The organism is uncultured Actinobacillus sp. (genome assembly GCF_945915845.1).
Taxonomy (GTDB): domain Bacteria; phylum Pseudomonadota; class Gammaproteobacteria; order Enterobacterales; family Pasteurellaceae; genus Exercitatus.
The window spans coordinates 14,317-33,408 of sequence record NZ_CAMEFX010000009.1 but is presented as its reverse complement, the minus strand read 5'-3'; the positions used below and the strand labels follow the sequence as shown (position 1 = coordinate 33,408).

Genomic DNA, 19,092 nt, shown 5'->3' with positions numbered 1-19,092 from the left:
ATGAAAACAACAGCTCAAATTCGACAATCATTTTTAGATTTCTTTCATAGCAAAGGTCATACTGTCGTAGAGAGTAGCTCTCTCGTGCCGGAAAATGATCCAACGCTATTGTTTACCAATGCCGGAATGAACCAATTTAAAGATGTGTTCTTAGGCATGGAGAAACGTGCTTATACGCGTGCGACAACCGCGCAACGTTGTGTGCGCGCAGGCGGTAAACATAATGACTTAGAAAATGTGGGTTATACCGCACGTCACCATACATTCTTTGAAATGATGGGGAACTTTAGTTTTGGTGACTACTTTAAAAAAGACGCGATTCAATTCGGTTGGGAATATTTAACGAGCCCACAATGGTTAGGGTTACCAAAAGAAAAATTATACGTCACCGTTTATGAAACCGATGACGAAGCTTATGATATTTGGCACAAGATTGTAGGTGTACCGACCGATCATATTATTCGCATTGGTGATAATAAAGGTGCGCCTTATGCTTCAGATAACTTTTGGGCAATGGGCGATACAGGTCCTTGCGGTCCTTGTACTGAAATTTTCTATGATCACGGTGATCATATTTGGGGCGGGTTGCCGGGTTCACCGGAAGAAGATGGCGACCGTTATATTGAAGTTTGGAATATCGTATTTATGCAATTTAACCGTTTGCCGGACGGTACAATGGAAAAATTGCCAAAACCATCTGTTGATACAGGTATGGGTTTAGAGCGTATGACCGCGGTGTTGCAACATGTAAACAGCAACTACGAAATTGATATTTTCCAAACCTTAATTAAAAAAGCAGCGGAAATTGTTGGGACAACTGATTTAGATAATAAATCCTTGCGTGTTATCGCAGACCACATTCGTTCATGTGCTTATTTAATTGCCGATGGCGTGATTCCATCAAATGAAGGTCGTGGTTATGTATTACGCCGTATTATTCGCCGTGCGGTACGTCATGGTCATTTACTTGGCGCGAAAGAAACATTCTTCTATAAATTAGTGCCAACCTTAATTGATGTCATGGCTGATGCAGGCAAACAAGTTAAAGAAAAACAAGCGAATGTTGAAAAATTATTACGCTTGGAAGAAGAGCAATTTGCGCGTACGTTAGAGCGTGGCTTAACCTTGTTAGACGATGCGCTTGCCAATGTAAAAGATGGTGTACTTTCAGGTGAAGTGGCGTTTAAGCTTTATGATACCTATGGCTTCCCATTGGATTTAACGGCGGATGTTTGTCGTGAGCGTAATATCACCATTGATGAAGCCGGTTTTGAACGCGAAATGGAAGCGCAACGTTTACGTGCGCAATCCGCAAGTAACTTCGGCGTGGATTACAGTAGTGTCATTCGCGTGGATGGTGAAACAAAATTTGAAGGTTATACAAACGCAGAAAGTCTGGCAAAAGTGACCGCACTTTTCTATGACGGCAAACCGGTGGAAAGCATTTCTGCAGGTCAAAGTGCAGTGGTGGTGTTAGAAAATACCCCATTCTATGCGGAAATGGGTGGTCAAATTGGCGATAGCGGTGTATTAATCGCGCAAGGCGTGAAATTTGAAGTAAAAGATACTCAAAAATATGGCTCGGTTTTTGGCCATATTGGTGAATTGGCACAAGGTAGTTTAAGTGTCGGCCAAATTATTAATGCAAGTGTTAATGCAGAACGCCGTCAACAAACGCGTTTAAATCATAGTGCAACACACTTATTACACGCAGCACTTCGCCAAGTTTTAGGCGAACATGTGGCACAAAAAGGTTCTTTAGTTTCCGATGCAGGGTTACGTTTTGACTTTGCGCAACCGGAAGCGGTAACCAAAGAACAAATTGCAGACATTGAGCGTGTAGTGAACTTCCATATACGTGCAAATCATCCGGTTTTAACGGAAGAAATGAGCGTAGAAGAAGCCAAAGCGAAAGGTGCTATGGCATTATTCGGTGAGAAATATGGTGATGTGGTTCGCGTTGTGACGATGAGTCCGTTCTCAATTGAACTTTGTGGTGGTTTACATGTAGAACGCACAGGTGACATTGGTTTATTTAAAATCGTGTCAGAAGGTGCAGTAGCTGCAGGTATTCGCCGTATTGAAGCCGTAACGGGTGAAGGGGCGATGGATTGGTTATTTAGCCAACAAGCGATTTTGGCTCAAAGTGCGGATGCATTGAAATCCGATGTACTTTCGATTCCTGAAAAAATTGTTCAGCTTCAAGATAAGGTGAAGAAAACGGAAAAAGAATTAGAACAACTGAAAGCGAAAGCGGCACAAGCGGCAGGCTCTAATTTAGCACAAAGTGCGGTAAAAATCGGTGATGTTTCAGTGATTGTTCATCAACTAGATGGTGTAGATGCGAAAGGATTACGCGTGATGGTTGATGATCTGAAAAATCAATTAGGTTCCGCTGTAGTTGCCTTTGCTTCGGTGGTCGAAGACAAAGTGAACTTAATTGTAGGGGTTACGTCTGATTTAACGTCAAAAGTGAAAGCAGGCGAATTGGTAAATGTGATGGCACAACAAGTAGGTGGTAAAGGCGGCGGTCGTCCGGATATGGCGATGGCCGGTGGTTCTCAACCTGAAAATGTGTCTGTTGCATTAAATACCGCAACAGAATGGTTAAAAACAAATCTGCAATGATACTTGCGGAGGTAAACAAATTATTATAGCCGTGAGGTATCTAGGGATGGAACGACAGGCGTATTCAATACTTAGGGAGGTCTGTATGTTAATTTTAACCCGTAAAGTTGGTGAGAATTTGCTCATCGGCGATAACATTTCTATCACGGTTTTGAGTGTGCGTGGTAACCAAGTTAAAATTGGCGTGGATGCACCAAAGGATGTTTCAGTGCATCGTGAAGAAATTTATCATCGTATCAAAGAAGCGGAAGATGAACAAAAATAGCTAGGTTAGCGCAATCAGGAGGAAATTATGTCTAAACTAACTTGTTTTAAGGCCTACGATATTCGTGGACGTTTAGGTGACGAATTAAATACGGATATCGTTTATCGAATTGGGCGAGCATTCGGGCAGTTTCTGAAGCCTAAAACGATAGTCGTAGGGGGAGACGTGCGTTTAACGAGTAAAGAGTTAAAAAGCGCGGTCACCAATGGCTTGTTAGATTCAGGCGTAAATGTGATTGATCTGGGTGAAGTGGGAACGGAAGAAGTTTATTTCGCCACTTCATTCTTGAAAGCTGACGGTGGTATCGAAGTGACGGCAAGCCATAACCCAATGGATTTTAATGGCTTGAAATTGGTACGTGAAGGCTCACGCCCAATCAGCGCGGATACCGGGCTTGCTGATATTCAACGTTTAGCAGAAGAAAATAACTTTCCTGCAGTGACTCAACGAGGCACTTACAAACAACAGTCTGTACTTGGTGACTATGTTGAGCGTTTATTGTCTTATGTGAATTTAGACAATATCAAACCGTTGAAACTAGTGATTAATTCGGGTAATGGCGCAGCAGGACATGTAGTTGACGCGATTGAAGCACAATTCAAAGCGCGCCGTGTCCCTGTTGAGTTTGTGAAAGTCCATAATAATCCGGATGGTACTTTCCCACATGGTATTCCTAATCCAATTTTACATGATAACCGTCAAGATACGATTGATGCGGTGCTTGAGCATAAAGCGGATTTCGGTATTGCTTTTGACGGCGATTTTGACCGCTGTTTCTTCTTTGATGAAAAGGGTGGTTTTATCGAAGGTTATTATGTGGTTGGATTATTAGGTCAAGCTTTTGCGCAAAAACACAAAGGCGCGAAAGTCATTTATGACCCACGTTTAATCTGGAATACGGAAAAAATTGTGGCAGAAAATGGCGGCGAAGCAGTCATGTCCAAATCCGGTCACTCATTTATCAAAGAAAAAATGCGTGAAGTGGATGCGGTTTATGGCGGTGAAATGTCTGCGCACCACTATTTCCGCGATTTCTATTACTGTGATAGCGGTATGATTCCATGGTTATTGGTGATGGAATTAGTTTGCACCACAGGAAAAACATTAGGTCAATTAGTTAATCATAGTATTGATACTTATCCGTCACCAGGTGAAATCAATAGTAAATTAACTGATGCGCAAGCAGCGATTGCTCGTGTGCGTGCGGCTTACGAGAAAGATGCAATTAGCGTGAGTGATTTAGACGGTATTAGTATCGAGTATCCAAACTGGCGTTTCAATTTACGTAGTTCAAATACTGAGCCGGTGGTTCGTTTAAACTTAGAAACTCGTGGCGATAAAGCATTAATGCAAGAAAAAACAGATGAAGTGTTAGCATTGTTACGTCAGTAATAATGAAAATACAGTAGTTTTGGCCGCACTTTGCAAGGGTTATGCAAAAGTGCGGTTGTTTATGTTAAAGGAAAAAACATGAAAGTTATTATTCCTGTTGCGGGCTTGGGAACCCGTATGTTGCCAGCAACGAAAGCGATTCCAAAAGAAATGTTAACGTTGGTTGACAAGCCATTAATTCAATATGTAGTGAATGAGTGCGTTTCTGCTGGTGTAAAAGAAATCGTGTTGGTGACACATTCTTCTAAAAATGCCATTGAAAACCACTTTGATACGTCATATGAATTGGAGTCAATGTTGGAAAAACGTGTTAAGCGTCAGTTGCTTGATGAAGTTCGTTCAATATGCCCGAAAGATGTGACTATTATGCATGTGCGTCAAGGTAACGCAAAAGGATTGGGGCATGCAGTATTGTGTGGTCGTCCATTAGTAGGCAATGAGCCTTTTGCAGTGGTTCTACCTGATGTGTTGTTAGCGGATTTTACGGCAGATCAGAAAACAGAAAATCTTGCTGCAATGATTAAGCGTTTTAATGAAACCGGTGCAAGTCAGATTATGGTTGCACCGGTCGCGCCCGAAGAAGTCAGCAGTTATGGTGTGGCCGATTGTAATGGGGTAGCGTTTAAAGGTGGCGAAAGTGCGAAAATTTCACGTATGGTTGAAAAACCTCGTCCGGAAGACGCCCCATCAAACCTTGCCGTTGTCGGTCGCTATGTGTTCTCTGCTGCAATTTGGGATTTACTGGAAAGAACACCGGTAGGCGTAGGCGATGAAATTCAATTAACCGATGCTATTGATATGTTAATTGAAAAAGAAACCGTGGAAGCTTTCCAAATGACAGGAGAAACTTTTGACTGTGGTGATAAAATCGGTTACATGCAAGCCTTCGTGGAATACGGTTTACAACATGAAAAGCTCGGTAATGAGTTTAAAGAATATTTAAAAAAATTGGTGAAAACCCTATAACCTACTTTATTGAAAAAGGCTAAGGGCGAAAGTTCTTAGCTTTTTTTATGCTTTCATAAAAATTGATATGAAAGATCGAAATATAATGCTAAAATCACCAGCTCAAAAGTATTTCAAACTATTTTTTACATCGAATTAGGTTTATTTATGGCTTTAGTTGCGGATAAAAAGAAAGACATTGAAGAAGTCGGTCAAAAATCAAAAGGCGTGAATGTCTTTTTATGGGTATTATCTCTTATCATCGTTCTTGTTGCATCAGTTGGTAATGTCGTATTTGCAGAACAGTTTTCAACGCCAATTCGCGTTGTAGCTATTTTTATTCTGTTGGTACTTGCACTTGTGTTTGCGGCGTTAACAAATGAAGGTAAACGTGCATTAAACTTTTTTAGTGAATCACGCGTAGAATTACGCCGTATTGTATGGCCAACCCGCCCGGAAACCATGCAGACAACATTTATTATTATTGCGGCAACCGTATTGCTATCTTTAATTCTTTGGGCATTTGATAGTATTATTATCGCCGTTCTTAACTTCTTAACCAATTTGAGATTCTAAAATGACAGAAACAACCACTCCTAAAAAACGTTGGTATGTATTACAAGCCTTCTCTGGTTTTGAAGGCCGTGTAGCAGCAACCTTACGTGAATATATTAAATTAAACCAAATGGAAGACCAATTTGGTGAAGTATTAGTTCCAACAGAAGAAGTTGTGGAAAATGTGGCAGGTAAACGCCGTAAAAGTGAACGTAAATTCTTCCCGGGTTACGTATTAGTACAAATGGAAATGAATGACTACACATGGCAACTTGTTCGCAGTGTGCCACGTGTAATGGGCTTTATCGGTGGAACGCCGGATCGACCATTGCCAATTAGCCAACGTGAAGCGGATATTATCTTAAACCGTGTTGAAGAAAATGCGGATAAACCACGCCACCGTAATGAATATCAACCTGGTGAAGAAATTCGCGTTAAAGAAGGCCCATTCGCAGACTTTAATGGTACGGTTGAAGAAGTGGATTATGAAAAAGGTCGCTTAAAAGTGTCTGTTTCGATCTTTGGTCGTGCAACACCGGTTGAACTTGAATTTAGCCAAGTGGAAAAAATGAACGGTTAATTGAGATACATACATTTTAGAGCGAGCAGAAAGCTCGCTCTTTCTTTATATAAAACACCGAAAACCGCTTGAAAAATCACCGCGCTTTTCGTATAATTCGCACCCATTATGAGCAAGGTAACTTGCTCATATTTTTGTAACGACACGAAAGTGTTATTTATCATCGGGGAGCTGATTTTCAGCGTTTGTACCCAAAACATAGGAAACTTAAAAAATGGCAAAAAAAGTCCAAGCATACGTTAAGTTGCAAGTTGCAGCTGGTATGGCTAACCCATCACCACCGGTTGGTCCTGCATTAGGTCAACAAGGTGTTAACATCATGGAATTCTGTAAAGCATTCAACGCTCGTACTGAGAGCTTAGAAAAAGGTTTACCAATTCCGGTTGTAATCACAGTATATGCTGATAAATCATTTACTTTCGTAACGAAAACTCCACCGGCAGCAGTATTATTGAAAAAAGCTGTAGGTATCAAATCTGGTTCAGGTAAACCGAACAAAGATAAAGTGGGTACAGTAACTCAAGCACAATTACGTCAAATCGCTGAAACTAAAGCAGCAGATATGACTGGTGCGACTATCGAAACTAAAATGAAATCAATCGCTGGTACAGCTCGCTCAATGGGCTTAATCGTAGAGGAATAATACAATGGCTAAATTGACTAAAAAAATGAAAGCAATTAAAGCTGGCGTAGATTCTACTAAAGCTTATGACATCAACGAAGCAATCGCAGTATTAAAACAATTCGCGACAGCTAAATTCGTTGAGAGCGTGGATGTTGCAGTAAACTTAGGTATCGACCCTCGTAAATCAGACCAAAACGTACGTGGTGCAACAGTATTACCACACGGTACAGGTCGTACAGCTCGCGTAGCAGTATTTACACAAGGCGCAAACGCAGAAGCAGCGAAAGCAGCGGGTGCAGACTTAGTGGGTATGGAAGATCTTGCAGAGCAAATCAAGAAAGGCGAAATGAACTTTGACGTTGTTATCGCTTCTCCGGATGCAATGCGTGTTGTAGGTCAATTAGGTCAAGTATTAGGTCCACGTGGCTTAATGCCAAACCCGAAAGTTGGTACAGTAACACCAAACGTAGCAGAAGCAGTTAAAAATGCTAAATCTGGTCAGATCCGTTACCGTAACGACAAAAATGGTATTATCCATACTACAATCGGTAAAGCAGACTTCGCTCCAGAGCAATTAAAAGAGAACCTTCAAGCATTGTTAGCGGCTTTAACTAAAGCGAAACCAACAACAGCAAAAGGTATCTACATCAAGAAAGTAAGCATCTCTACAACAATGGGTGCTGGTGTAGCAGTTGATCAAGCTTCACTTTAATCCTTGATATACTCAAATAGCAAACCGTAAGAGCAATCTTACGGTTTTTTATTTGCTGTTTTTAGCAACAATTTGTCTATTACACCTTTGTCTATTATGCCACTGTTTATGAACTCACGGTATTATGTGGCAGTTGCACAAAGCTGAAATGGCGGTTGGTGAGCTTGTCGAACCATAAGACATTTCAGCGGTTACTGCACAAGACTTACGTTTCGACAGGCTCAACGACCGTCTTGTGCAACTGCTACATAATATCGTGAACTCAATAAAAAACCACAAGAAAAGAAATCTTGTGGTTTTGTGTGTATAGATGACAGTGGGTTACCAGCTATAACGATAAACCGCTTGGACCTTATATGGCTGATCTAAGTATTTACCGTTAGTGATTGAACCTTCTAAGCCAAATCTATGATTGCCTACGGCAGCGTTTACCCCTAAAGCCGTTTGGAATCTTCCTTTGCCTTCCTCTACATCAGAAACTTCAAAGCGATGCTGGTTTACACGAACCTGATTGTTATTCGTCTGTGTAGTAATGCCATTCACTTCTGCGTAAGGTTGTAATTTCCAACCGTTGAACTCAATGGCTTTTGCCACACGCACACCAGCACGGGCAGTTAGAGCGGATAAGCGTTCTTCATCGCTTTGGCTAGATAATCTTGTCCACGCTGCTTGAATTTGTGGGGTAACCGTCCAACCTTGACCTAATTGATGAATACGTCCGATTTCGGTTGAAAGGGTATAGGCATTGTATTTACGTTTGCCAGTGGTTGCTGACTCAGATTTTACATACTCATATTTTGCCACGTTATCCCAATAGAAACCGTTGTTGGCAAGGTAAGTGCCGTAAAGACCGAGTGATTGAGTTTTCACTTTACCTGAACCGTATTCGCCGTCAAAATCCACATCAGAGCGAGCATTACCTACAAAGCCACCTAAGCGGATATTATCAGTTAAAGCAGCATCTGCGCCTAATTGAACGCTGTGAACATCTTGCTCAAAGCCTGATGAGCGAGAGTCGCTTGCAGTACGGGTTGAAGCAAAATCATTGCGTGAGTTCACATTACGCACCCATACATTGCCTTTTTCGCCGTTTTTCAATTCACCTAAACGTTGGTGTAAGCCTTCAAGATTGCTTTCCACTAAGGCAAGTTGTGCTTGGCGGAGTGAAACAAGAGCGTTGGATTTTTCACTGAGTACAACCTGAGGTGTTGCAGTTGAGCCTGAGCTAGTACCAGCAGTTGAGCCTGCATTTGCACTTGATTGATTACCACCTTGTGCAGTTGATGGTGAAGATTTTTCTGCTGCTTTATTTGAAAGTACCCAATTGTTACCTTCTTTAACTAAACGATAACGGTATGCACCGGCATCCACATAATCTTTGCCTAACAACGCAAATTTTGCGGCGCCTGTTGCGGTTTCAACAAGGGTTACTTTACCATTTTCTGCATTGGGTTCATTACCTGAATCCTTAATATTTAAACCAAATGAACCGCTATCAGAGCCGGTTACCACAATTTTGTCGGATTGTCGGTTGGCGAGATCGGTGTTGAGAGTAAATGATCCTGTGCCTGAAAGTTTCTCTAAGGAAAGCGTAGTAAAACCATTTTTTCGCTCAAAAATCACTTGGCTACCGTCATTCATATCAAGCTGTTGAAATTTGCTATCGTGATTGATTGTCCATTGGCTATTATTTAGGGTCATAACCAAATTATTCGTAAACCATTCAGGTGTATCTTCATCAAATGAAGTTGTAAGCACACCACCATAAAGCTCACTATCCTGAGCATTCAGGCTGATTTTAACAAGATCCATTTTAGCCTGCGCACTGGCGTCACCATCATTACTTGGATTAATCATCAATAATGAATTTTGCCCCACTACTTTACTTCTATTGATGTTGATAATATTGTTGCTAGGAATTATTGGGTCATCAGAATTTTCGTAACCAAATGCCTCAGTCGCTATTGCGTATGGTGCATTAATATCGCTGTTATTTATATCTACTCTTGCATTGAATACTAAGATACCACCAGATTCATCACCGGTTAAGTTAATTTTACTGTTATTAATTTGGGTATAACTTGATTGCTGCTCTGTTGTAATGCCGGTTTGCTCAACATTATCACCAGATATATTTACATTATTAATAGTCGCCGTTGAACCACTAGTCACTTCAATTCCCGTAGCATACTGGCTATTCAGAATGATGTTATGGTTGTTCGAAGTTAGGGTTCCTTTATCTGCGATATAAATCGCCGTGCCTTCTTCAGCCTTGACTTCAATATCAGCACTATTGGTCACTTTAGTATTTTCACCACTAGCATGAATCCCATAAAAATTGGGTATTTGATCCAGATTATTTATTTCTTCATAACTTTTGCCCAAGATGATTTTCACACCTTTTTCGATAGTTGCCTCTGCCATTTCCAAAGATATTACACTGGCACCTATATCGCTTGAGAAGTTCTCTAACGTGAGTGTAGCACCTGTTGGAACCAGCAGTTGTGCTTTTCCTGTTTCGTGGTTACCTGTCAGATCAAGATTTGAATTATTAATATTTATTAAATGAGGCTGAACAGTTGAGCTAGTGGCAGAGCTTGCGGCAGCTTGGTTTTGATAAGGTTGAGAGAGAAGTTTGACATTTAAATTATCGGATTTTGAGCCAAGTCTCGTATCTCTATTAAAGGTGCGATATTTTTCGGTATTCGTTATTAGCCAGCTATAATTACACTGTGTTTGAACATTACAAGTATGCTCAATAGCATAAGCATCTGAAAAAGCAAACATTAAACTTGCCGTAATTGCACTAAGTTGAAATTTCTTCATTTTTAATATCCCTAATATACACAAAAAGCCCACTATTCTTCATAGCAGGCTTTTTATCACTAAAAATTAGTCACCAACAGCAATGCGTTTCATATCTGTCATATAACCACGCAATTCTTGACCGATTAACTCAACTGGGTGGTTGCGGATGGCATCGTTAATATCACGTAAGTACACATTGTCGATTTCAACGGTTGGTGTTGGTTCGCCTAAATCGCCTTTTTGTAACATTGGGATTAATTTCTCTGCAAGAATTGGCGTTGCAACGTGTGAGAATAAGTAGTTACCGTATTCCGCTGTGTCTGAAATTACCACGTTCATTTCGTATAAACGTTTACGAGCGATAGTATTTGCGATTAACGGAAGCTCGTGTAATGACTCATAGTATGCAGACTCTTCGTAGATACCGCTTGCAACCATTGCATCGAATGCCATTTCAACACCCGCTTTCACCATTGCAACCATCACTACGCCGTTATCGAAGTATTCTTGTTCAGAAATTTTGATACCGTCTGCTTTTGGTGAATTTTCGAAAGCCGTTTTGCCTGTTTCTTCACGCCATTTTAATAAGTTTGCATCGCCATTTGCCCAGTCAGCCATCATTGTTGATGAGAACTCACCGCTGATGATGTCGTCCATATGTTTTAAATATAAGAAGTTTAACTGTGCTTTGATTTCTTCCGCTAATTCAAAGGCACGGATTTTCGCTGAGTTAGAAAGACGATCCATCATTAATGTGATACCGCCTTGTTTTAACGCTTCGGTAATGGTTTCCCAACCGTATTGAATTAATTTGCTTGCATATGCCGGATCTTTACCGTCCGCCACTAATTTGTCGTAGCACACGATAGAACCTGCTTGTAACATACCGCAAAGGATCGTTTGTTCACCCATTAAGTCAGATTTCACTTCTGCCACGAATGAAGACTCTAACACGCCCGCACGGTCGCCACCTGTCGCACTTGCCCACGCTTTCGCAATTGCCATACCTTCGCCTTTCGGGTCGTTTTCAGGGTGAACAGCGATTAATGTCGGCACACCGAAACCACGTTTATATTCTTCACGCACTTCTGTACCTGGGCATTTTGGTGCTGTCATCACAACGGTGATGTCTTTACGAATTTGCTCGCCTTCTTCAACAATGTTGAAACCGTGTGAATAACCGAATGCTGCGCCTTGTTTCATTAATGGCATCACATCTGCCACCACTTTAGAGTGTTGTTTATCCGGGGTTAAGTTAATCACTAAATCTGCAGTTGGGATTAACTCTTGGTATGTGCCAACTTTAAAACCATTTTCTGTTGCACGAGTAAATGACGCACGTTTTTCTGCGATTGCTTCTGCACGCAATGCGTAAGCAATATCTAAACCGGAATCACGCATATTTAAACCTTGGTTTAAACCTTGCGCACCACAACCTACGATCACGATTTTTTTGCCTTTTAAGAAGTTGCAACCGTCCGCGAACTCGCTACGATCCATAAAACGACAACGACCTAATTGGTCAAGTTTTTCACGTAAGTTTAATGTGTTGAAATAGTTAGCCATTTTGTTTTCCTTATGAATAAATGGTTTGTTAAAAATTGCGGTTATTATACGCTTTTTTTATATTGCGTAAATTGATATTATTGAAATCGTATGTTGCATAAGTTGCAATTATGAAAGCAGAAAGTGCGGTGGAAAAATTATGACCTTTGATGACCTAGAAATATTTATTCATTTATCTCAAACCCAATCCTTTACGAAAACAGCCAGTCAAAATCATATGTCCCTTTCTACCCTTTCGCGCCAAATTCAGCGAATGGAAGAAGAAATTGGAGAAGTCCTGTTTGTGCGCGATAACCGCAAGGTGTTGCTTACAGAAATAGGGGGACATTTTTTGCAATTTGCACAACAGCAGCGAGCGAGTTGGCAACAATTTAAGCAACAAGTGCGGACAAATTCGGAAGAGTTATCAGGGGAATTGAAATTATTCTGCTCAGTGACGGCCGCTTACAGCCATTTACCGCAAGTGTTAGAAAAATTCCGCGTGCGTTATCCCAAAGTTGAAATTCAACTTACAACAGGAAATGCCGCAATGGCGGTGCAGCAAGTGCAAAGCCAACAAGCCGATCTTGCCTTGGCCGGTCGCCCTGTTAATTTTCCTAATACGTTAGCTTTTCATCATATCGACAATATTTCGCTGTCATTTATTGCGCCAAGGGTTGCTTGTACCGCCACGCAACTATTACAGCAAGATCCGATAGATTGGCAACAAATGCCCTTGATTTTGCCGGCAGACGGCATGGCGCGCCAGCGCATTGAGCAATGGTTACGGGAAAAGAAAATCAAACATCCTAAAATTTATGCCACCGTATCAGGACATGAAGGCATTATGCCCCTTGTGGCATCAGGTTGTGGCTTGGCTTTGTTACCTGATGTGGTGATTAAAAACAGCCCCTTACAAACACGTGTCTCTGCTTTGCAGTTAGATTTACCGATTGAACCCTTTGAGTTAGGTATTTGTGTGCAAAAACGGAATTTAACCCTACCGATTATTAAAGCCTTTTGGGAAACGCTACAAAATTAGTTTTGTGATCGTCATTCCAAAATTGACATAAAAATCTCGCTAAATTTCACCGCGCTTTTATAGTTACAGGATGTTATGTAGTTGCGCAAAGCTGAAATGACGATTGGTGAGCTTGTCGAACCATAAGGAATTTCAGCATATTGCCGCACAAGACTTACGTTTCGACAAGCTCAACGAACGTCTTGTGCTACTGCTACATAATTCTCGATATTTTGCAGTTGAGCAAAAGTGCGGTGATATTTATGACAGATTACACAGAAATTTTTCTTCGTTTACAGCAAATTCCGCGTTTAGGATCCAATGGTATTAATGAGTTACTCAGCCAAATCAATCTTGAAGATTTGCTAGACTATGATCAAGAGGCTTTTCGCGCGATGGGCTGGAAACCTCTCCAAATTCAACGTTGGTTTCAGCCTGAACAGAAATTTATTCAACCGGCTTTAGAATGGGGGGCACAGCCACAGTGCCATATTCTGCATTTGTTACACCCCGATTACCCTTATTTGTTAAAACAAACTGTTGATGCGCCGGCTGTTTTATATGTTAAAGGGGATATGTCTATTTTATCTGAACCACAAATCGCGATGGTGGGCAGCCGCTATTGTTCGAATTACGGCGAATACTGGGCTAAATATTTTGCGACCGAACTTTGGGCGGCAGGTTTAATTGTTACTAGCGGATTGGCGTTGGGCATTGATGGCTTTAGTCATCAGGCTGTGGTGGATATTCAAGGCAAAACTATTGCTGTATTGGGCAATGGCTTACAGACGATTTACCCGAACAAACATCGCAAATTAGCCCAGCAAATATTGGAGTATGGTGGGGCTTTAGTGTCTGAACTTCCCCCTAATCAGCCGCCCATTCCTGCCAACTTTCCACGGCGAAATCGAATTATTAGCGGTTTATCCTTAGCCACTTTGGTGGTAGAAGCCACAGAACGTAGCGGCTCACTGATTACTGCTCGTTTGGCTTTAGAACAAAATCGAGATGTATTTGCTATTCCGGGGAGTTTACAAAATAGTTTTAGTGAAGGCTGCCACAAGTTAATTAAGCAAGGGGCAATGTTGGTGGAGAATGTGAAAGATATTTTAGATAATTTACCGACTTATACCTTTTCTTCTCACCATCCAACTACGCCACAAAGTGCGGTAAAAAACACCGCACTTTCTACGCCCAAGGCTCGCCCTGCGCCTGTAGAACCTGAACATCCGGCACTTTTTGATATGATTAATCATGAATTAATTAGCGTAGATGAACTGGTGGTAAAAAGCCAATTAGGGGTCGATGAACTACTGACGCAATTATTGGATTTAGAATTGCAAGGCTTAGTGATTTGTGAGAATGGTTGCTATCGTAGGAATTGGTAACATCATCAAAAAAGCGAATAAATTTTCTGAAAAAAGTTTAAATATTTGTTACAATCATGCAAAATTTTTTAGATATTTAGGACGTAATTTATGGCGCTTTTAGGAAGATATCATTCCTTTGAATCATGTGGTACGGTGGACGGACCGGGCATCCGTTTTATTATGTTTTTCCAAGGTTGTTTGATGAGATGTTTGTATTGTCATAACCGCGATACTTGGGATTTAGAAGGCGGAAAAGAAATTTCCGTGGAAGAATTAATGAAAGAAGTGGTGACTTACCGCCACTTTATGAATGCCACAGGTGGCGGCGTAACCGCTTCAGGTGGGGAAGCGGTGTTACAAGCGGAATTTGTGCGTGATTGGTTCCGTGCTTGTAAAGCGGAAGGTATTCATACATGTTTAGACACCAATGGCTTTGTGCGTCATTACGATCACATTATCGATGAATTGATGGATGTGACGGATTTAGTCATGCTTGATTTAAAACAAATGAACGACCGTGTACATCAAAGTTTAATTGGTGTGCCGAATAAACGTGTGATTGAGTTTGCTAAATACCTAGAAAAACGCAACCAACGCACTTGGATTCGTCACGTAGTCGTACCGGGTTATACGGACAATGACGAAGACCTGCATTTGTTGGGGCAGTTTACTCAAAATATGAAAAACATTGAGAAAATTGAGCTTCTTCCTTATCACCGCTTGGGCGCGCACAAATGGGCGGTATTGGGCGATGAATACAAATTGGAAGAGGTAAAACCACCAACAAAAGAATCCATGGAACACATCAAAGCCTTGCTTGAAAGCTATGGGCATGAAGTGAAATATTAATGTTCTCTATAGGAACATAGGATGACTCAATCGGAGCCGCTTTGCGGCTCTTTCTTCAGCCCCAGCGGGGCTGGGCTTAACGAACCTAGCACGGCTCGTGCTAGGTTATTTTCAAAGATGAACTTTGCCAGCAATCTGAAGGACGGTTCCCCCCTTTAAATTTTCTCATTAATTCCTTTTCTTTATATTTGCCTTTATCTATAATAACCGCGTTCTCAGGGCAGGGTGCAATTCCCTACTGGCGGTCAAGCCCGCGAGCGTTTGTGTATAACCATACATAAAGTCAGCAGATTTGGTGAAATTCCAAAGCCAACAGTGAAAGTCTGGATGAAAGAGAATAAACAAGTTTTGCTCAAAAACTTGTTTTTTGTCATTTCTTACGCCCTGATTCTGGTATCTCATAAAGTTAAACAAGGTATTTACTATGAATCAGTCTTTATTATCACAATTTGGCACAGCAGAAGAACGTGTCATCAATGCAATTAATGCTTTCAAACAAGGTCAAGGTGTGCTTGTTTTAGACGATGAAAATCGCGAAAACGAAGGGGATCTTATTTTCCCGGCAGAAACCATCACACCGGAACAAATGGCAAAACTTATTCGTTACGGTAGCGGCATTGTCTGCTTGTGTATTACAGATGAACTTTGCCAACAATTAGATTTACCCCCAATGGTTTCAGATAATACCAGCGTGAATAAAACAGCGTTTACAGTGACCATTGAAGCGGCGACCGGGGTATCTACAGGCGTTTCTGCGGCAGATCGCGTGACAACCATTCGGGCAGCGATAAAAGAGGGGGCAAAACCACAGGATTTACACCGCCCAGGCCATATTTTCCCGTTGCGTGCGGCAAAAGGTGGGGTATTCACACGTCAAGGACACACGGAAGCAGCCGTGGATTTAGCGCGTTTGGCCGGTTTTAAAGAAGCCGGTGTTATTTGTGAAATCACCAATGATGATGGCACAATGGCAAGAACGCCTGAGTTGGTTAAATTTGCCAAAGAATTTGGCTATGCTATGATGACTATCGAAGATCTCATCGCCTATCGTCAACAACATCATTGCTAGGTTTTCTCTCACAAACCTATGCTTAAATTTCCCAAACAAAAGCCCCGATATGCTGATTTCATATAGGGGCTTTTTAGAATAAGAATAACTTTGTCTAATAATCTTCCATATAACCCAAGCTACGCAAGGCACGTTCATCATCTGCCCAGCCTGATTTCACTTTAACCCAAAGCTCTAAGTGAACTTTATTATCAAACAAACGCTCCATATCTTGACGGGCTTCTGTTCCAATGGTTTTAATTTTTTGTCCGCCTTGCCCAATAACCATTTTTTTCTGGCCATCGCGTTCAACCAAAATCAACCCATTGATTTCATAAACACCACGTTCATTCAATTTAAACTGCTCAATTTCTACCGTCACAGAATAAGGCAATTCTTCCCCCATAAAACGCATCAATTTCTCACGGATAATTTCCGATGCCATAAAACGTTGTGAACGGTCAGTCACATAATCCTCAGGGAAATGGTGAATGCCTTTCTTCAATGAACGGCGTACAATTTTCTGTAAATTATGCACATTATTGCCGCGCTGTGCTGAAATCGGCACAATCTCAGCAAAATCAAATTTTGCTGTAATCTCATTAATAAACGGCAACAATTCATCTTTATTTTTTACATTGTCGATTTTATTAATCGCAAGTACCACAGGGGCTTTGGCTTGGCGTAATTTATTCAACACCATTTCATCGTCATCATTCCAATGGGTTCCGTCCACCACAAAAATAATCAGATCCACATCCCCAATGGCTGAACTTGCCGCGCGGTTCATCAAACGGTTAATAGCACGCTTTTCTTCAATATGTAATCCGGGGGTATCCACATAAACCGCCTGATATGGGCCTTCGGTATGAATACCCACAATACGGTGACGCGTAGTTTGTGCTTTACGCGAAGTAATGGAAATTTTTTGTCCTAAGATTTTATTGAGTAAGGTAGATTTCCCCACATTAGGACGACCAACGATGGCAATAAAACCACAATAGGTTTCTTCGTGACTTTCAACAGCTAAGATTTCTTCTGTCATTTTATACCCAATTCTTTCAAAATTTGCTCTGCCGCAGCTTGTTCAGCTTTACGGCGACTGGCCGCGACACCAATAAAAATACGATCATGATTTGGTACGGTACATTCAACGGTAAAGGTTTGACAATGTGCTTCACCTTGAATATTCGTGACATTATAAGTCGGCAACGGCAAACGCTTACCTTGCAAATATTCTTGTAAACGTGTTTTCGGATCTTTCTGATTTTCCCCAGGCTGAATATTAGCAAGATAATCTGTATACCAAAAACGCACAATTTCCATTGTCTTAGGCAAATTGTTATCTAAGGACATCGCACCAATAATCGCCTCTACGCAGTCCGCTAAAATGGACGCACGGCGAAAACCACCGCTTTTTAACTCCCCGGCCCCTAACAACATATATTCACCCAATTCAAAGTTTTTTGCCAGCTCGGCGAGTGTTTGCTCACGAACCAATGTCGCGCGCATACGGCTCAACTCCCCTTCATTGCATTGTGGGAATTGTTGAAAAAGTGCCTCCCCAATAGTGAGGTTTAAAATCGCATCGCCTAAAAATTCTAAGCGTTCGTTATGAATTTTAGCCGCACTTCGATGGGTTAAGGCTTGTTTTAATAAACCAAGATCGGCAAATTCATAGCCGATCTTACGTTGTAGTCTCTCTAAATGATGATGCATATTACTGAATTTTCGTAAATAAACGTTCGGTACGAATACCTGTAGGCCATTCATTTGGTTTTTTATCTAAACTTAACCAAATAAATGTGGCTTTACCAACAATATTTTTCTCAGGAACAAAGCCCCAAAAACGGCTATCTTCACTCATATTGCGATTATCACCCATCATAAAATAATGACCTTTAGGCACAACCCATTCCGTCACATAATATTCTTGCTTCGCATGATCTTTATAACGGAACCCTTCTGAAATTGGCTCCGGATACCAGTGAATTTTATGGCTAACATCACCGTTTTCCGTTAATTCCAACATGCTCGGACCATAAATCAATTTGCCATTCTGATCTTTGCCCATAATTGCCTTAAAGTCATCATTGGCTTTAGGTTGACTATAAGTAAAGGTTTTTACCGTACAATTTTCTTCACAAGGCACACCGTCTTTACCGTAAATCAAGGTTAAAGTGCGGTCAATTTCATTGTATAAAATACGGTCGCCACCAATTCCAATCACACGCTTAATATAATCCACATTCGGTGCAGGCGGTGCTTTGAAAACAACCACATCCCCACGTTGAACTTTCCCGGTTTCAATCAACGTATTTTGAAAGACAGGATCTTTAATACCATAAGCATATTTTTCAACCACAATAAAATCGCCCACACGCAATGTTGGCTCCATGGATTGTGACGGAATTTGGAACGGCTCAAACACAAAAGAACGTAAAATAAGCACAAATCCTAATACAGGGAATAACGACGCAATAAAGGTTTCGCCTTCGCTAATGGGCGCAATTTGTGCTTTTTCTTCTTCCGTTAAGGTTTTACCACTGCGTTGCTCCATACGTGCAATTTGACGATTTCGGCGAGGAATGGCCGAAAAACGATGGTAGCACCACAACAACCCCGAAAGCGCGGTCAATAAAATTAACAAAATTGAAAAAGTATTGGGCAACTGAAAATGATCCAACAGCTTCCAAAGTCCAAAGCCCACTACAAATAAAATGGGAAGAAAAAGTTTAGACATAACTAT

At 41.2% G+C, this 19,092-nt stretch carries 17 protein-coding genes and 1 riboswitch; of the genes, 12 read left to right on the top strand and 5 right to left on the bottom strand.

Translation table 11 applies throughout. From position 1 onward, the window contains the following. From alaS to rplA, 8 genes are all read left to right on the top strand, one after another. Positions 1-2,628, top strand: coding sequence for an alanine--tRNA ligase (gene alaS / locus Q0O89_RS03970; protein WP_293730415.1), 2,628 nt, complete (start codon positions 1-3; stop codon positions 2,626-2,628). An 85-nt stretch (positions 2,629-2,713) separates the two neighbouring features. Continuing rightward, positions 2,714-2,893, top strand: a complete 180-nt coding sequence (csrA, locus tag Q0O89_RS03965; RefSeq protein ID WP_293730414.1) for a carbon storage regulator CsrA — start codon at positions 2,714-2,716, stop codon at positions 2,891-2,893. A 27-nt stretch (positions 2,894-2,920) separates the two neighbouring features. Continuing rightward, entirely contained in the window at positions 2,921-4,285 is a 1,365-nt protein-coding gene (locus tag Q0O89_RS03960) for a phosphomannomutase CpsG (RefSeq protein ID WP_293730412.1), read from the top strand. A 78-nt stretch (positions 4,286-4,363) separates the two neighbouring features. Then, positions 4,364-5,251 (top strand): UTP--glucose-1-phosphate uridylyltransferase GalU, encoded by an 888-nt coding sequence (gene galU, locus Q0O89_RS03955; protein WP_293730411.1) that lies wholly within the window; start codon positions 4,364-4,366, stop codon positions 5,249-5,251. A 147-nt stretch (positions 5,252-5,398) separates the two neighbouring features. Continuing rightward, the gene (gene secE, locus Q0O89_RS03950; RefSeq protein ID WP_293730410.1) at positions 5,399-5,806 is read left to right on the top strand and encodes a preprotein translocase subunit SecE; all 408 of its coding nucleotides are present in this window, start codon (positions 5,399-5,401) and stop codon (positions 5,804-5,806) included. A gap of 1 nt (position 5,807) precedes the next feature. Next, positions 5,808-6,365 (top strand): transcription termination/antitermination protein NusG, encoded by a 558-nt coding sequence (gene nusG / locus Q0O89_RS03945; RefSeq protein ID WP_293730409.1) that lies wholly within the window; start codon positions 5,808-5,810, stop codon positions 6,363-6,365. A 214-nt stretch (positions 6,366-6,579) separates the two neighbouring features. After that, positions 6,580-7,008, top strand: a complete 429-nt coding sequence (rplK, locus tag Q0O89_RS03940; RefSeq protein WP_005818234.1) for a 50S ribosomal protein L11 — start codon at positions 6,580-6,582, stop codon at positions 7,006-7,008. A gap of 4 nt (positions 7,009-7,012) precedes the next feature. Beyond that, entirely contained in the window at positions 7,013-7,702 is a 690-nt protein-coding gene (gene rplA / locus Q0O89_RS03935; protein ID WP_273315231.1) for a 50S ribosomal protein L1, read from the top strand. A gap of 321 nt (positions 7,703-8,023) precedes the next feature. Here rplA and Q0O89_RS03930 read toward each other — a convergent pair whose 3' ends face one another. Next, the gene (locus tag Q0O89_RS03930) at positions 8,024-10,528 is read right to left on the bottom strand and encodes an autotransporter outer membrane beta-barrel domain-containing protein (RefSeq protein ID WP_293730408.1); all 2,505 of its coding nucleotides are present in this window, start codon (positions 10,526-10,528) and stop codon (positions 8,024-8,026) included. A 66-nt stretch (positions 10,529-10,594) separates the two neighbouring features. Beyond that, positions 10,595-12,076, bottom strand: coding sequence for a ketol-acid reductoisomerase (ilvC, locus tag Q0O89_RS03925; protein ID WP_273395525.1), 1,482 nt, complete (start codon positions 12,074-12,076; stop codon positions 10,595-10,597). A 139-nt stretch (positions 12,077-12,215) separates the two neighbouring features. Here ilvC and ilvY point away from each other — a divergent pair, with 139 nt between their 5' ends. The 4 genes from ilvY (at position 12,216) to ribB (ending at position 16,364) form a co-directional block, all read left to right on the top strand. Then, positions 12,216-13,097, top strand: coding sequence for an HTH-type transcriptional activator IlvY (gene ilvY, locus Q0O89_RS03920; protein WP_293730407.1), 882 nt, complete (start codon positions 12,216-12,218; stop codon positions 13,095-13,097). A gap of 242 nt (positions 13,098-13,339) precedes the next feature. Beyond that, a complete protein-coding gene (gene dprA, locus Q0O89_RS03915; protein ID WP_293730406.1) occupies positions 13,340-14,464 on the top strand; it encodes a DNA-processing protein DprA in 1,125 nt (374 codons plus the stop codon). 90 nt (positions 14,465-14,554) lie between these two features. After that, on the top strand, positions 14,555-15,295 hold the full coding sequence (gene pflA, locus Q0O89_RS03910; protein ID WP_273316687.1) for a pyruvate formate lyase 1-activating protein: 741 nt from the start codon (positions 14,555-14,557) through the stop codon (positions 15,293-15,295). A gap of 207 nt (positions 15,296-15,502) precedes the next feature. Further along, positions 15,503-15,638: riboswitch (FMN riboswitch) on the top strand. Between the two features lie 81 nt (positions 15,639-15,719). Beyond that, on the top strand, positions 15,720-16,364 hold the full coding sequence (gene ribB / locus Q0O89_RS03905; RefSeq protein ID WP_293730405.1) for a 3,4-dihydroxy-2-butanone-4-phosphate synthase: 645 nt from the start codon (positions 15,720-15,722) through the stop codon (positions 16,362-16,364). 94 nt (positions 16,365-16,458) lie between these two features. Here the strand turns inward: ribB and era are convergent, their stop codons facing one another. The 3 genes from era to lepB are packed head-to-tail and all read right to left on the bottom strand — an operon-like array spanning position 16,459 to position 19,086. Next, the gene (gene era / locus Q0O89_RS03900; protein WP_273316683.1) at positions 16,459-17,388 is read right to left on the bottom strand and encodes a GTPase Era; all 930 of its coding nucleotides are present in this window, start codon (positions 17,386-17,388) and stop codon (positions 16,459-16,461) included. Next, on the bottom strand, positions 17,385-18,062 hold the full coding sequence (rnc, locus tag Q0O89_RS03895; RefSeq protein ID WP_293730404.1) for a ribonuclease III: 678 nt from the start codon (positions 18,060-18,062) through the stop codon (positions 17,385-17,387). The genes era and rnc overlap by 4 nt, the downstream gene beginning before the upstream one ends. Before the next feature lies 1 nt (position 18,063). Next, positions 18,064-19,086 carry a signal peptidase I gene (gene lepB / locus Q0O89_RS03890; RefSeq protein ID WP_293730403.1) on the bottom strand — a complete coding sequence of 341 codons (1,023 nt, stop codon included), beginning with the start codon at positions 19,084-19,086 and terminating at the stop codon, positions 18,064-18,066. Positions 19,087-19,092 lie beyond the last annotated feature (6 nt).

Bases quoted from the DNA above. Each gene is read 5' to 3' on its own strand.
- alaS (WP_293730415.1), top strand. From the start codon at position 1: ATGAAAACAACAGCTCAAATTCGACAATCATTTTTAGATTTCTTTCAT.
- csrA (WP_293730414.1), top strand. From the start codon at position 2,714: ATGTTAATTTTAACCCGTAAAGTTGGTGAGAATTTGCTCATCGGCGAT.
- Q0O89_RS03960 (WP_293730412.1), top strand. From the start codon at position 2,921: ATGTCTAAACTAACTTGTTTTAAGGCCTACGATATTCGTGGACGTTTA.
- galU (WP_293730411.1), top strand. From the start codon at position 4,364: ATGAAAGTTATTATTCCTGTTGCGGGCTTGGGAACCCGTATGTTGCCA.
- secE (WP_293730410.1), top strand. From the start codon at position 5,399: ATGGCTTTAGTTGCGGATAAAAAGAAAGACATTGAAGAAGTCGGTCAA.
- nusG (WP_293730409.1), top strand. From the start codon at position 5,808: ATGACAGAAACAACCACTCCTAAAAAACGTTGGTATGTATTACAAGCC.
- rplK (WP_005818234.1), top strand. From the start codon at position 6,580: ATGGCAAAAAAAGTCCAAGCATACGTTAAGTTGCAAGTTGCAGCTGGT.
- rplA (WP_273315231.1), top strand. From the start codon at position 7,013: ATGGCTAAATTGACTAAAAAAATGAAAGCAATTAAAGCTGGCGTAGAT.
- Q0O89_RS03930 (WP_293730408.1), bottom strand. From the start codon at position 10,528: ATGAAGAAATTTCAACTTAGTGCAATTACGGCAAGTTTAATGTTTGCT.
- ilvC (WP_273395525.1), bottom strand. From the start codon at position 12,076: ATGGCTAACTATTTCAACACATTAAACTTACGTGAAAAACTTGACCAA.
- ilvY (WP_293730407.1), top strand. From the start codon at position 12,216: ATGACCTTTGATGACCTAGAAATATTTATTCATTTATCTCAAACCCAA.
- dprA (WP_293730406.1), top strand. From the start codon at position 13,340: ATGACAGATTACACAGAAATTTTTCTTCGTTTACAGCAAATTCCGCGT.
- pflA (WP_273316687.1), top strand. From the start codon at position 14,555: ATGGCGCTTTTAGGAAGATATCATTCCTTTGAATCATGTGGTACGGTG.
- ribB (WP_293730405.1), top strand. From the start codon at position 15,720: ATGAATCAGTCTTTATTATCACAATTTGGCACAGCAGAAGAACGTGTC.
- era (WP_273316683.1), bottom strand. From the start codon at position 17,388: ATGACAGAAGAAATCTTAGCTGTTGAAAGTCACGAAGAAACCTATTGT.
- rnc (WP_293730404.1), bottom strand. From the start codon at position 18,062: ATGCATCATCATTTAGAGAGACTACAACGTAAGATCGGCTATGAATTT.
- lepB (WP_293730403.1), bottom strand. From the start codon at position 19,086: ATGTCTAAACTTTTTCTTCCCATTTTATTTGTAGTGGGCTTTGGACTT.